The 13,877-nt window shown below is 72.2% G+C and carries 11 protein-coding genes; 2 read left to right on the top strand and 9 right to left on the bottom strand.

All coding sequences use genetic code 11. The features are described from left to right. Nucleotides 1-142: 142 nt before the first annotated feature. The 3 genes from NAEX_RS07835 to NAEX_RS07825 form a co-directional block, all read right to left on the bottom strand. Nucleotides 143-691 (bottom strand): hypothetical protein, encoded by a 549-nt coding sequence (locus tag NAEX_RS07835; RefSeq protein WP_096326890.1) that lies wholly within the window; start codon nt 689-691, stop codon nt 143-145. Between the two features lie 259 nt (nt 692-950). After that, nucleotides 951-1,913 (bottom strand): ADYC domain-containing protein, encoded by a 963-nt coding sequence (locus tag NAEX_RS07830; protein WP_143825537.1) that lies wholly within the window; start codon nt 1,911-1,913, stop codon nt 951-953. Between the two features lie 86 nt (nt 1,914-1,999). Next, nucleotides 2,000-5,167 (bottom strand): protein kinase domain-containing protein, encoded by a 3,168-nt coding sequence (locus NAEX_RS07825; protein WP_275937632.1) that lies wholly within the window; start codon nt 5,165-5,167, stop codon nt 2,000-2,002. Between the two features lie 445 nt (nt 5,168-5,612). Between NAEX_RS07825 and NAEX_RS07820 the strand changes: the two genes are divergently transcribed. Next, nucleotides 5,613-7,142 carry an RNA polymerase sigma factor gene (locus tag NAEX_RS07820; RefSeq protein WP_096326887.1) on the top strand — a complete coding sequence of 510 codons (1,530 nt, stop codon included), beginning with the start codon at nt 5,613-5,615 and terminating at the stop codon, nt 7,140-7,142. 102 nt (nt 7,143-7,244) lie between these two features. Here the strand turns inward: NAEX_RS07820 and NAEX_RS07815 are convergent, their stop codons facing one another. The 4 genes from NAEX_RS07815 to NAEX_RS07795 all read right to left on the bottom strand — a co-directional run bounded on the left by NAEX_RS07815 (nt 7,245) and on the right by NAEX_RS07795 (nt 10,558). Beyond that, entirely contained in the window at nt 7,245-8,069 is an 825-nt protein-coding gene (locus NAEX_RS07815; RefSeq protein ID WP_211302369.1) for an amidohydrolase family protein, read from the bottom strand. Nucleotides 8,070-8,318: 249 nt separating this feature from the next. Beyond that, nucleotides 8,319-8,633 carry a hypothetical protein gene (locus NAEX_RS07810; protein WP_096326886.1) on the bottom strand — a complete coding sequence of 105 codons (315 nt, stop codon included), beginning with the start codon at nt 8,631-8,633 and terminating at the stop codon, nt 8,319-8,321. 533 nt (nt 8,634-9,166) lie between these two features. Beyond that, nucleotides 9,167-9,592, bottom strand: a complete 426-nt coding sequence (locus NAEX_RS07800) for a hypothetical protein (RefSeq protein ID WP_096326884.1) — start codon at nt 9,590-9,592, stop codon at nt 9,167-9,169. A 354-nt stretch (nt 9,593-9,946) separates the two neighbouring features. Next, on the bottom strand, nt 9,947-10,558 hold the full coding sequence (locus tag NAEX_RS07795; RefSeq protein WP_096326883.1) for a TetR/AcrR family transcriptional regulator: 612 nt from the start codon (nt 10,556-10,558) through the stop codon (nt 9,947-9,949). 10 nt (nt 10,559-10,568) lie between these two features. Between NAEX_RS07795 and NAEX_RS07790 the strand changes: the two genes are divergently transcribed. Next, nucleotides 10,569-10,934 (top strand): DUF6463 family protein, encoded by a 366-nt coding sequence (locus tag NAEX_RS07790; protein WP_096326882.1) that lies wholly within the window; start codon nt 10,569-10,571, stop codon nt 10,932-10,934. Nucleotides 10,935-10,965: 31 nt separating this feature from the next. Here NAEX_RS07790 and NAEX_RS49805 read toward each other — a convergent pair whose 3' ends face one another. Beyond that, nucleotides 10,966-11,637 carry a hypothetical protein gene (locus NAEX_RS49805; protein WP_096326881.1) on the bottom strand — a complete coding sequence of 224 codons (672 nt, stop codon included), beginning with the start codon at nt 11,635-11,637 and terminating at the stop codon, nt 10,966-10,968. Nucleotides 11,638-11,746: 109 nt separating this feature from the next. Continuing rightward, nucleotides 11,747-13,849, bottom strand: a complete 2,103-nt coding sequence (locus NAEX_RS07780) for a cation:proton antiporter (RefSeq protein ID WP_170135541.1) — start codon at nt 13,847-13,849, stop codon at nt 11,747-11,749. Nucleotides 13,850-13,877 lie beyond the last annotated feature (28 nt).

The raw sequence follows: 13,877 nt of genomic DNA, 5'->3' as shown, positions 1-13,877 counted from the left end.
CCAGAATCGGGGTCACGCATCCCGCGGCGACCAGCGCGGGATGAGCCGTGGACCCCGCGAGCGCGCTCCGCCGCGGCTGCTGGCCGCGAGCGCGAGGCCAGCGGCACGGGCACGAGCCGAGCCCCGCCGTGGCGGGCGAGGTTCAAGGATCGTTGGGCGGGAGATCGAGGCCATGGAACGCGACGCTCGCCGTCGACGAATTGCGCGAGATCGTCACCCTGGCGAAGAACAGCGCGTCGGTGCTGGTGTTGGTGGTCACGTCCGCCCCGAGCCTGTTGCTGCCTGTGACGTTGCTCGTGTTGGAATTGATGCCGGCGGTCATCGTCCCGAGGTTGTTCGAGCCCTCCGTGCGGTAGTACAGCTGCGCCGTCACATTCGAGCCCGTGGCCGTCCCGTCCGGATCGCGGTACCACAGGCGTAGATTGGTGATGCTGTAGGGATCGAGGGCCGAATACTCTTGGTCGGTCGCCACCGGGCACCACAAGGTCGCGGTGCCCGTCTCCGTGCCCGTGAAGATCCACGAGCCGTTGGACAGCTGGAGTACGGCGTCGTCGTCGGGCGACTCGGGGCTGCAGGCGGAGGCGGGGATCCGGTTGCGCAGATACGCCGCGTCGGCTTCGGACTCGAGGCCCGGCGCGACGGTGGTGAGGGTGGCGGCAGCGAGCGAAATGCACAGAGAACGATTCTTCATGTCATCCATCACTTTCCAAGGACATGGCGTCCTGTCTATATCCATTGCTTGTCGTGGCTCGATCATCGGGCTGTCCGCGCGGCGGCGCCTTCCCGGAGGATGGCGCCGCAGCGCGGACGCGGGGAGAACAGGGGGGAGCGGCGGCGGCTCGAGTCCGCCTGCGACCAGGCGCTCGGGCTCGCTCCGCCGGCGAGGCGAGCGGCGTCGCTCCACGGCGTCGCGCCGAGCGACCGTCGGTCGAACGGCCTGGGTGCAGGGCCTAAGGATTGCGGGACCAGATCAGGCCCAGATTTTCGTAAAGGGCCGTCGTCTGCGCGGCGGTGCCGCACAGAGGCGGTTTTACCGTGGTCGGGCAAGCGATCTCGGCGTACTTGTGCAGGCGCAGCTGCGAGCCGAGGCACAAGGGGCCGTTCGGGCCCCAAACCCCCTCGGTGGCCGCGCCGCCGCCTGCGCCGATGTTCCACTTGTCCTCGTAGTAGATGTCCATGCCATCCTCGGTCCACGACCTGCCGTCGGAGCAGTAGTCGGCCAGGATGAAGCGCAGGGCGAGCTCGAATCGGGTGAGCCCGAGCTCGAAGGGCCGGAAGCCGAAGCCGCGGTCTTCGAGGACGCCCTTCCCGGCGGCGCCGCGCAGGCACGCGAAGTACAGCGTGTCCGGGCGCGCCACCACGTCGCCGGTCACGGGGTCGATATCGAGGCCGTCATGGACGACTGCCATGACGCTGCCTTCGTACTCTTCGCACGCGTCCCCGTGGGTCAGCGGACCGGGACCGTCGTCGTCCCACAGCAACCTGTAGAGCCAGTGGGAGTCCGTGCCGGGCGGCGCTGCCACCGTGTTGATGGAGAGGTACTTCTGTTCGCCGTCGATGGTGAGCGTGAACACGGCGTCGTCGAGGGCGAAGCCGGAGATCCGGGTGGGGCCGTTGGGGCCCATGACGTCGGCCCAGAGGTTGCCTTCGAAGGCCCCGAACCCGAGGGCGGTCTGGCCGTTGGATACCACCAGTTTGTCCACGGTGATGCCCCTGTATTCGTTCCCCAGGGTGTCGAGCGGCGAGATGGGATGGAGGCTGCCCATCCACTTGGTGTTACCGGACGGTGGCGGACAACTCGGTGCACAACGGTGCTGGATCGGCTCCTCCGGCGCCGCGGCGAGACCTTCCGGATCGCAAGCGGCGATGAGCGAGAGCGAAGCGACGAAGAGCAACCTGTCGACGGCAAGCATTATTGAGGTCTCCTTCAGTATGTCCGCGCTCGGAGGCGCTGCTCTCCGCGCGGCCTGTGCCTCTACTTATCGACGGCCCGGCGGTTTCAATTCGGCCGCCCGGACGAATTTCCGAATTCCTCGCGGAGGAAGCGTTCGATGGCCTCTGCCTCGGGTTCGAAGCCGGGCGTGAATCGGCGCAGGCTGCCGAGGGCACCATACGCAAGCGCTTCCGCGCGCGAACGTTCGGCCGCGGACCCCTTCCGCAGCGCTCGCGCCGTGGCGAACTCGAGCCGCGCCAGCCAGGGATTGTGCGGCTCGGCTGTCGCCGCGAGCTCACGGCGGGCCGTCTCGTACTGCTCCCGCGCCTCGTCGAGGCGCCCCGCGTCGAGCAGGATGTCGCCGACCCCGAGCCGGAGCTCGGCGAGCATCTCGACGTAATGCCGCTGCGGGGTGTCGAGCAGCCGCGCCAGCCCGCGCGAGGCCAGGTCGAGGGCCGCGTCGAGGTCGCCCGCCGCGCGCAAGGCCGTGCCGATCCGGATGTCCTCGACCGCCAGGACGTACGGCGCCGTGCCCGGCGAGCTCTCGTGGACCGCCCTCGCGCGTCGGAGTGCGCCGAGCGCCGCCTCGGCTTCGCCCCGCTGGAGCGAGATTCGCCCGGCGGCGTCGTGGATCCACGCGGCAGCGCCCGCCGGGCCGGGCCCCGCTTCGACGACGGCCAGGCCGGCCGCGAGCTCCGCCATGGCCTCCTCGTGACGGCCCAGCCCCTCGAGGGCCACCGCGCGATGGATGAACAGATTCACCAGGATCGGGTCCCCCTCGAGGTCGTGCGTCGCCCTGATCGCGGCCGCCTGGTCGGTGTATTCCAGGGTCTCCGCGTAAGCCCCGCGCCGGTTGCTCAGGTCCGCGAGCTGCAAGTAACAGTTCAGCAGCACCTCGGACGACGGGCCGTGGACGCGCACCAGAGCCGCGACCGCCGCTCGCATGCCGCCCAGGGCTGCGTCGTGGCGGCCGCCGTACAATTCGACCACGGCGAGGCCCAATCTGGACAGCGCGACCCTGGGGTGGTTGGTTCCGAGCGCCCCCTCGTCGCTCTCGAGAGCGCGGACGAGGTACTCCCGCGCCGCCCGGAGATCGCCGCGCCCCAGGGCCACCACCCCCAGGTTGCCGAGCGTCACCGCGTACTCGAAGTCGAGGTCGCCGATCCTCTCCTTCGTTTCCAGCGCCGCGAGGGTGTGTTCCTGCGCCTCCGCGAACTGGCCGAGGGCGTAGTAGGTCATGCCGGTGTTGTTGAGCAGCAGCCAGCGGAGCTGTTCGTCTCTCGACCACTCGACCAGCGCCCGCGCCAGCGGCACGTCCTGGATCGCCTCCTGTGCCTTGCCGGTCTGGCCCTGCACGAAGATCCTGCGGGCGAACGCCTCCGCCGCGACCATCAGGTGGCCGGCGCGCAGCGAGGTCTCCAGCGCCTGCGTCAGCGCCTCCACCGCGGCCCCGTAGCGCAGCGCCGTCAGCTCGACGGTGCCCAGGGACAACCACGCCTCGGCCTCCAGCGGCATGTAAGCCTTCACCTCCGGCGAATCGAGGACCGGCGCGACAAGGGCTCGCGCCTCCTCGTGGCGCCCGAGCGCCTCGTAAGCGTCGGCCTGCGCCAGGGCGGCCCGGTGCGCCTCGACCGCGCGAGCGACCGACGGGTCCTCCGGGGGCGGCAGCGCGGCGGCCAGCGCCTCGGTGTCGCTGCAGGGGGCGAGCGGCGGCAGGGCGGACACCGCCTGCGCCATGTTCTCGACGTCGCCGGGCTTCGCCAGCGCGAGCGCCGAGACCAGGGTGTCGAGCGCGGCGCGTCGGCGGACCAGGCACGCGGTCCGCAGGTCGTAGTGGCGATCGGACTCGAGCGCTTCGACGTGCGCGAGGCAGGACTCGGCGCGCATGGCCGTCCAATCGCGGGCGTACGCGTCAATCGCTGGGGCGACGCGCTGCCACGTGGCCTCGGCGAAGGGCAGCCCGGTCGCCTCAACAGCCGCCGCGACGGCGATTCGGCGCTCCTGGTTCCACACCTCTGCGAGCTCGCCGGCGACCGCGGCGCACGGCTGCTCGGTCTCCGCGCCGCGGCTCGCCAGGACGTAGCTCCCGGTCGACGCCGCCAGTACGAGCCCGCCGACCGCCAGCCAGCGGCGTCGGACGGCGACCGGGTCGTCCACGAGCGCCGCCAGCAGCTCCGCGAGCGAGGGATGACGCTCATCCGGCCGAGCCGCCAGCCCGCGGGCGAGCAGGCGACGGATCCGCAGCGGAACGGGCGACCCCGGGGGCGCGTCGCGGATCCGTCCGGCGAGCACCGCCGCCCGGAGCGCCGCGAGGGTCGACCCACCGAACGGATGCTGCCCGTAGAGCGCCTCGTACAGCGCGACGCAAAAGCTGAACTGGTCGCTGCGCTCGTCCGCCGCCAGCCCGAGGTGCTGCTCCGGGGCCATGTACGCCGGCGTGCCCATCACGGCCCCGGTCTGGGTCACCGCTTCGCGGGCCAGCGCCGAACGGTCGCTCCCATCCGCAGCCACCAGAGATAGACCGTCCTGCGGGGTCGCGCAGGCGAGGCCGAAGTCCAGGACCTTGACCACGCCATCGCTGCGGACCATCACGTTCTGCGGCTTGAAGTCGCGGTGTACCAGCCCGGCGCGGTGGGCCGCGACCAGACCGGCGCCTGCCTGGGCGAACAGCGCGACCACCCCGCGCCAGTCGCTCTCTCCCTCGCGTCCGCGATGCGCCGCGATCCAAGCGTCGAGCGGCTCCCCGCGCACGAACTCCATGGCGATGAAGACGCGCCCCTCGTGCTCGCCGACCTCGTGGACCGTGACCACGTTGGCGTGCGACAGCTGGGCCATCAGCCTCGCCTCGCGCAGCATGCGGGCGCGGAACATGTCCGGCCGCGAGGCCGCATCGGCGCGCAGCAGCTTGATCGCCACCCTGCGATCGAGGTCCTCGTCGTAGGCGGTATAGACGACGCCCATACCGCCCTCTCCCAGCAGCCGCAGGAGCGTGAAGCGACCGATCTGGGGCCGGCTGGCTGCGCCCGCGAACAGGGACGAGAGGATGAGCTCCCGGAGGTGCGGGCCGCCGAGTTCGGGGTCGGGTCGCGGCCCCAGGGGGTGCTCCAGCGTGCTGGGCGTCGCCCAGCCCGGCTCGAATGGCGGTGAGTCGCTCGCGCGGGGTCGGGGCCCTGGCCCGAGGTCGTCGACCGCCTCGCCACCGGGCGAGGTCCTCGACGTGTCGCCCCGCTTCACCCCGCGCTCCACTCATGTCGGTGTAGCGCCGGGACCGGCCCGCGCGCAACCGCGGCGGAGCCCGGCGGGTTCACGGTGCGCTCCCGAACTTCCACGCGCCGGGGCCGGCGCCGCCGTTCGAGACCGCCACGAACTCGCTCTTCTTCTCGGAAGATATCGACGATTCGCGGGCGGGTGCGGTGATTCGCCGCGGCAGGAACGCCATTCGAGGGCCGGCCGGCGAGGCCCCGGGCGGGTGTGGTGATTGGCCGCAGCGGGGATTGCCATTCGCGCGAGGGCCGGTCGACGAGAGGATGCGCGAGTGTGGGGATTGGCGGCGTGCCCGAGCGATGCGTCCGGGACGTCCTGGTCATCGCGGCTTGCGCGCGAAATCGCGCGGTCATGGCTTGCATTTCGCGTTACGATCCGGGCGGGCTGCGTGCAAGGAGGGGAGCGAGGAGCCTGCATGACCGCGACCCCGCCGAGCCGCCCGATCGACCTCCTGAACGAAGCCTGCGCGCGCCACGAGGCGTACCTGCGGGGGCGCCTGCGCGGCCTCGGCGTGCCGGAGGCGGGGCTCGACGACGCGGTCCAGGACGTGTTCGAGGTGCTGGTGCGGCGGATCGGGGCCTACGACCGGCGGTTCTCGCTGCGACAGTGGATGGCGGGCGTGGCGCGCAAGATCGCCCGGCGCCACCGCGAGCGGGCCCTGCGGGCGCCGGGGGCGCTCGAGGAGGCGGAGCTGGCGGCGCCGGGGCTCGACCCCGAGAGCTGGACGTCGCGGCAGGAGGCGCTGGCCGATCTGCAGAGCTTCTTGCGCGAGCTCGATCCGGACCGCTGGGCGGTGTTCGTGCTGTCGGAGCTCGAGGGGCTGCGGGGGACCGAGATCGCGGCCGAGCTCGGGGTCAACCTCAGCACGGTGTATGCACGGCTACGTGTCGCAAAGGACAGCTTCGAGCGGACGATGGCGCGGCGGCGCGGCGAACGGCGGCGCGTGTGGCTGTGGCTGCCGCTGTTCGGCGAGCCGTCGACGCGGGGCAGCGCGGCGCTGGCGACTCCGCTGGCGCTGCTCGGATTGCTGACGGCGAGCGCCGGGGGAATGTGGGCACTGCGCGGCTGCGCGGCGGCGAACGCGGGGAGCGGAGACGAGGCGCGAATCGTCGAGGCGGGCCGGGTGGGCGGGCCGCCGGTGGCGTGGGTCCAGGGAGTGCCGGCGCGGGAGGCCGATCCCGCCGGGGGCGGCTCTCACGCGAAGGACGACTTCGACGAGCGAGTGGGCGAGGCGTGGATCGCCGGGCCCGGCGGATCGTCGTCGAACGGGCTGGGGATGTGGCAGTCGAGAATGCGGTATCTGCTGCAGGGCGACGAGGTGGTCGTGGCGCTCGTGCACACGGGCGACGAGGCAATTGCGTTGGACGGCGGGATCGGCTGGGTCGAGCTCGAGGGGCTGACGCGGATCGAGGGGCCGGGCTCGTGGTCGATCGCGCTGGAGCCGGGCGAGCGGCGGGTGGTCCGGCTGCGCTTGCGTGCGCGGCGAGACGGGGTGGTGCGCGCCGTGTTCGCGCACGGCCGGCAGGTCGGGCTGCCCAGCGGCGAGACCGGGCTGGCGCTGGTGCGCGATGCGGGCGGCTTGCGACTGTGCCGCGAGCGCGAGTGCGACCGCTCGGCCGCGTCGATCGCCGACGAGCTGATCGGCGAGCAGATCGGCGTCGAGCTGCACAATCAGTGTGACGGAGACATCGAGGTGGCGATGTCGCCGTGCGAGCTCGAGGTGCCGCCGGCCGACGCGCCGCGCCTGCGCCTGGCGGCCGGCGAGCTCCGCCCCGTCACCGTCGACGCCGCGCTGTGCCTCGGCCGCGTGTCGGACGACGGTCGCGTCGGCAGCAGGGCGCGCGGCAGCGATGGGTTCGTGATCGCGTTCTCCGGCGAGGGCTGCACGACCGTGGCTGCGAACTCGACGGAGCCGCTGCCCGCGGCGGCGAGGCGCCGCCCGTAGAGGTCATGGACATGTCTTCGAGGATATGTCCTAAGGAGCATCTGTCCGCCACGCGGGCCAGCGCCACGGGATGAGGCCCGCCTCCGCGCGCCGCCGGGGCGCTCACGCGAGCTCGAACACGCGTCGCGCGTTGCCGGCGAGGAACAGCGCGCGCGCCTCGTCGTCGAGGCCGAGCGTCTCGAGGCCGGCGAGCGCGTGTTTCGGGGCGATCATCGGCCAGTTGCTGCCGAACAGCACCTTCTTGCGGCCGTGCGCGGCGAGGTATTGGACCAGCGCGGGAGGGTAGCGCTTCACGGTGTACGCGGAGGTGTCGATATAGACATTGCGGTGCTTGGTGCACACGGCGATCATCTCCTCGGTCCACGGGTAGCCGATGTGTCCGCCGACGATCACGAGCTCGGGGAAGTCGAGGGCGACCTGATCGATGTAGGGGATCGGTCGGCCGAACTCCGACGGCTTGAGCGGGCCGGTGTGGCCGACCTGCGTGCAGAACGGCACGCCGAGCTCGCAGCACTCGGCGTACACGGGATAAAACCGCGGGTGCGTCGGCGGCAGCTCCCACAGCCACGGCAGCAGGCGTACACCGCGGAAGCCGAGCTGCTTGACGCAGCGCCGGAGCTCGCGCACCGCCTCCATCGGCCGGGTGATGTCGACGGAGCCGATGCCGACGAGGCGGCCCTGCGCCTGGGCCACCCACGCCGCGACCTCGTCGTTGGTCACCAGGGCGCCCATCGGGCCCACCCAGGCGCTGATCAAACCGACCGCCACGCGGCCCTCGTCCATGGCGGCCAGCGTCGCGTCGAGCGGCCACGGACCGGCGAAGTCGTTGCCGGTCCAGCGCCTCAGCGAGTCCAGCCACGGCTCCGCCATGAACCGCGGGGTCGGGTGCTGCATCCAGGCGTCGATGATCGGCGAGACGGGGCTCATGGTCGGCGGAGGCTACCACGGCGGGCGGCGTGGCTGGCCGATCTCGCGTCCCTACGGAGGGGGCGGACGAATCGCGTCCCTCGAGCGGCCCCGATCGAGGCGAGCGCGACGCGAGGGCGGCTTCATTGCTGCGGCGAGCGAGCCGAGCCGTCTATCTCGGCGGCGCCAGGGGGCGGGCGAGTTCGCACGAGCCGCTCGCGCAGGCGGCTCCTTCGTGCGCGAGGCGAATGAGCGCCGGCTGGGCCGACGTCAATCGCAGCGGCAATAGAGGCAGCCGGGGTGATGGGGGCCCCAGCCGCAGTAGCCGTTCCAGCCGGTGTTGCTGCAGACGCACCCTTGGTGCTCGTATTCGCAGCCGTCGAGCTCGCAGCGCGGGAGGACCTCATCCGCTTCGCTCGGTGGATCGAGTCGCTCGCGGGGCTCGGCGCTTTCGGGCGAGTCCGCCGTCCGCCCGTCGGCCGGCGCGAGCGGCTGGGCAGCGGGATCGGTCGGGGCCGCGATGGCCTCGCAGATCCCGAGCGTGAAGGTAGTGGCAGCGACACAGACAATTTGGATGATTCGCATGGCTGTTCTCGCGCCTCTCTCTGGGTTCCTCGCCCTCGCCGCGGCAGTGACCGACGCCACAGCGGAGGCCGTCGCGGAGCAGCGGCGCGGCCCGGGGAGCAGCGCTTTCGGCACCTTCGCGCGCAGCCCACGGCGGGATGGGCTGGCGGCCCTGGCGATCCCGTCGACCGCCGGACGGCCGTCGAAACGGGGGACCGGCCGCCGCCGGACTCGCCGCTCGATGCGGCGCGCCGGCCGGGCGAACCGCGCCATCCCGTGCCCGGGCTGACGGATCCCGCGCCTTCCCGGCAGCACCGGCCCGATGTGGCCGCGGTCGTCCGCAGGCGAGCGCTCGTCCACGGCCAGGACGCCGACCCCTCGCCCTCGTCGGAGTCCGGCGACTCGCCGTGACCGTGGCTGCCGACATCTTCGTCCGGAGCGAGCTCCACGCGCTCGTGACGCCTCGGCAAGGCCGCCGCCGAGGCGTACCGCGGAGCTCACTCCTGCGCGATCGTTCAGACAAGAGAAGCGAATGGTCGCGGCGAGCGATCGAATCAGCCGGTGGCGCACCCGGAGTAGTCGGTGTAGCCCGTCGAGTGGACCACGCAGTTCTCGTCGAGGAGGTGCTGCTGGCACGACCTCCAATAACAGGTCGCGCCGAAGGGCGCGTCGGGCGGGCAGCAGTTGTATGCGTGGCTCGGGCCGCAGGTGTTCCACGTCTGCGGGATGCAGTAGAGCGACGGATCGTCGCTCACCTGGAGATCGTCGGGGCCGACGAGCGGCGAGGCCGGCGCTGCTTCCTCGACGGTCTCCTCGTCGTCCTCGGCGAGGTCGAGCGCGTCGACGGCGAGCTCGTCGAGGTCCTCGAGCTCGTCGCCCTCGACGCAGGCCGGGAGACACAGGGCGCCGAGGATGAGGGCGGAGCGGGAGACCGTTCGCGGGGTGCGGGGAGGGGGGTGGTGCGCTGCGATGCTGGGCATGAGAAAGCCTCGGAGGTCGTCGCGCGAGCGCGACGGGTCGCGGACGACGGCCGCCCGGGCCTCACGCGCGGGCGAGCGTCCTCCTGTGGACATGACAGGCAGCCCGGGCGGATGTCGCACCGCAGGTGCAGAAAGATCCTGCGCGGCAAGATCGCCGTCGAGGTCGTCCGCGCGGAGGAGTGACCACCTCGCGCCGGCCAGTCCACGGAACGCGAGGTCTCCGCGATCCTCATCGTTCGAGCGGAGCGCCTGGCCTCGCGCCGCCTTGCATCGCGTTTCCAGGCCGCCGCGACGCCGCCGGCCGGGAGCCGGAGCTGCGACCATTCTGGTGAAGTGCGGCGCCGAAGCCGTGCGTCAGCGGGGGCCGGGCAGCAGGGTGGCGGCGAAGTGCCGCACCAGCGCGCGGAAGGCCGCGTCGGTCGGGGCGACCTCGGGGGCGGCGCGCAGCAGGAGGCCGGTGCCGAGGTAGGTCGCCATCGCGGTGGCGGCCCACTGGCGCGCGCGCGCCGGGGGCTCGCCGAGCTCGCGGTACGCCTGCACGAGGAACTCGAGCCGGCGGGCGGTCACGCGGGCCACCGCGCGGGCGACGTCCGGTTCGCTGGCGGCGGCGAGCGCCTGTTCGGCGCGCAGGTGCTCCGGCCGCTCCCAGGCGATCGCCACGAGGCGGCGCAGCCGCTCGGCCGGATCGGCGATGCCCGCGAGGGCGGCGATCGGGGCGTCGACCGCCAGCTCCTCCCAGCGGGCGAGCGCGGCCGCGACCAGCTCGCGCCGGTCCTTGAAGTGCCAGTAGAAGCTGCCCTTGGTGACCCCGAGCGCGCGCGCGAGCGGCTCGACGGCCACCCCGGCGAGCCCGCGCTCGCCCACCGCGGCGAGCGCGGCGTCGGCCCAGTCCTCGCGGGTCACGAGACGACGGCCCCGGGTCGCGCCCTCCTGCACGGCTTGACAATACGCCAGCGTATGGAACATACGCAAGCGTATGGAGCATACGCGGGCGTATGGAGTCGGGGCGGGGACGCTGCTGTTCTGGACCGGGGTCGTCCACCAGGCCTTCGGGCTGACGGTCGGCGGCGGGATCGCGCTGGAGATCGTGCGCGACGGCTACGTCGGCGCGGTCGAGGTCAGCCGCGACCGCGAGGTCGTGTTCTGGTTCCTCGTCGCCGGCGTCTTGATGATGATCGGCGGGCGGGCGCTGGCCCGGCTCGAGCGCGAGCGGCCGCTGCCGCGCGAGTTCGGCGGGTGGCTGCTCGCGCTGGCGCTACTCGGCGGCCTGGCGATCCCCGCGTCCGGCTTCTGGCTGGCGCTGCCGATGGCCGCGCTGGTGTTCGCGCGGGCGAGGCGCTGACCTGTCCCGAGGGGCAGGAAGCTGCGAGCGTTCAGGGCACGAGGATCCGCCCGGGCGCCCCGTTCGCGCCGGCCTGCGTGTGGCAGCTGTTGCAGTCGCCCACGGACTGCGGCGTGGCCATCGCGCGCTCCTCGTCGCCGAGGACGACCTTGGCGGCGAAGGGAAACACCGGCGTGGCCTCTTCCTCCTCGAGGAAGAAGTTGCCGGCCGGGTTGACCGGCAGCACGAAGACCTGGTTCATCGCGTCGGTGATCACGACCTCGGCGTCGGTCGCCGGCGCGGCGCTGAAGCAGTCGTCGGGCTCGTGCGCGGTCGGGTACACGGTCCCGGCGATGGCGAAGTCCGGGGCGTCGTTCTGGCTGAAGTGGCAGGTGATGCAGGCCTCGCCGGGGTTCATCCGCGGATCGCCCTCGTCCTCCTCCTCCTCCCAGTATTGGCGGCTCGAGCACTGCGGGGGATCGTCGAACGGGTTGTCGGGCGGGGCGCCGGTCGTCGGCGTCGAGGTGGTCGTGGCGGCCGAGGTGGTCCCGTCGGTGTCGTCGGCCGTCGTCGCGCTGGTGGTCGCGCTGGTGGTGCCGCCGCTCGTCGAGGCGTCGCCGCTCGTGGTGCCGGCGCCGGTCTCCCCGCCGCCGGCGTCGCCGCACGCCGCGAGCCACGCCGCGAAGATGCCGGCTTGAACTCGTGCCCTCCGATGCTTGCGCATGGGCCGATCGTGGGTAATTCCACCTGCCGGTCGATAGGGGGGTGAATGCCGCGTTCGATCACGCGTGATGCCGGTGGATTTGCGCGGGACGCGGCGCCGGGTCGGCGAATCAGACGTTTTGCGATTCGAGCCGCGCCGGGTCGGCCGCGAGGCCCTCGTGGAGCAGCGCCCTGGCGGCGGTGATCGCCGCTTCCGAGCCGGTCAGCGTGAGGATGTCGCCCGGCTGCAAGCGCTCGTGCGGGGACGGAGCCTCGGCGCCGGCGCCGGCGCGGCTGAGGGCGAGCACGGTCGCGCCGGTGCGCACGCGGAGATCGATCTGCGCCAGCGTCAGGCCGACGGCGGCGCTTCGGTCGTGCAGGCGCACCGGCGTCATGTCGGGGAAGCCCGGCAGCAGCGCCTGGACGTCGGCGAGCGAGGCCTGGACCGTCGCCTCGCCGCCGTCTTCGCGGCTCTGTTTGGCCAGCACCTCGACGATGAGCTCGGTGCCGGCGCGGACGTGCCCGTGCAGGTGGTTGATGTTGCGCCACACGCCGATCACCAGCGCGACGACCACCACCAGCAGCACCAGCGGCGCCGAGCTCAGCGGCAAGAACGGCTGGACCATGCCGACCAGCGGCAGACCGACGACCAGGCACAGCGCCAGCTCGAGCACGACCACGAACAGGCGGCGCGGCGCGAGGCCGAGGTCGAGCTTGCCGCCGCGGACCGGCATCACCATCTCGGCCAGCCGGTGAGCCAGCGCCGCCGCGCGCCGCAACACGCCGAGCAGGAAGATCGCCGCGAGCAGCAGCGTGCCGCCGAGCCACGAGAGCTCGACCAGCCACGGCGGCAGGGTGAAGCGCTCGGTGAGCTCGGTGACGACCCACCAGTGGACCAGGTTGGAGCCGGCCAGCACGGCCCACAGCAGCGCGGCGTCGATCGCCAGCACCACCACGTCGCCGCGGACCTGCGACCACACCGAGGTCGTGCGGGGCGTGGAGCGGAGCTGCTCGATCCACGACTGATAGAAGGTGATGAACGTCTGCAGCTTGGCCGGCAGCCGCTGCTCGAGCGCGAGCGCCACCGACTCCGAGCGGCCGATCATCATCGGCGCCGTCAGCTGCGTCAGCACCGACACGCCGACGGCCACCGGGAACACGAAGTCGCCGAGGATCCCCCTGGAGATGGCGAACGAGGCCATGATGAACGAGAACTCGCCGTTGTGCGCGCAGCTCATGCCGGCGCGCACCGAGGCCTTGAAGCCGTTGCCGGTCAGGAAGGCGCCGACCGACACGCCGAGGACCTTGCCGACCAGCACGACGGCGGTGAAGATCAGCACGAGCGGCCAGTTGGCGAGGATCTGCAGCGGATCGATCTGCATGCCGATGGCGACGAAGAAGAGCGCGGCGAAGATGTTGCGCACCGGCAGCACCAGCGGCTCGATCCGCTTGCCCTCGCCCGACTCGGAGACGAGGATCCCGGCGATGAAGGCCCCCAGCGCGACCGAATAGCCGGCCAGGGCCGCGAGCGCGGCCATGCCGAAGCAGGCCGCGAGCGCGGCGAGCAGCGTCAGCTCGTCGCGCTCGCGCCGGACCACCGCCCGCAGCGCGCGCGGGACGACGAACAGGCCGCCGGCGAGCAGCGCGAGCAGGAAGCCGAACAGCTGGCCGACCGACAGCGCGAACTCGCCGGGCCCGAGGCCCGCGCCCGAGGCGATCGCGGTCAGCACCGCGAACACCATGATGGTGGTCATGTCGTCGAACACGAGGATCGCAAAGGTCAGGTCGACGAAGCTGCCGCGCAGCTTCCGCTCCTCGAAGGCCTTGGCCGCGATCATGGTCGACGAGCTGCAGACGCACGCGGCGAGGAACAGGCTCTCGAGCGCGCCCCGGCCCATCAGCGCGCTGACGAGGAAGCCGAGCGTCATCATCAGCCCGATCTCGAACACGGCGGTGAGGCCGGCGCCGGGGCCGATCCGGGCGATCTTCCGCAGGCTGAACTCGAGGCCGACGCTGAACATCAGCAGGATGACCCCGAACTCCGACAGGTTCCTGGTCATGTCGAGGCTGTCGGGCCCGCCGAGCACGATCCCCGGCACGTGCGGGCCGATGAGCATCCCGGCGATCAAGTAGCCGAGCACCGGCGGCTGGCGCAGCGACTGCGAGATCAGCCCCGTCGCCGCCGCCGTGCCGAGGATGATGCTGAGATCACGGACGTAGTGCGCGAGGTCCATGCCGCGCGGACGATACACGCGCGAGCCG

The sequence above is a fragment of the Nannocystis exedens genome, assembly GCF_002343915.1.
Classification (GTDB): domain Bacteria; phylum Myxococcota_A; class Polyangia; order Nannocystales; family Nannocystaceae; genus Nannocystis; species Nannocystis exedens.
The sequence above is the reverse complement of the archived record's forward strand: the minus strand, read 5'-3'. Positions and strand labels throughout refer to the sequence as shown.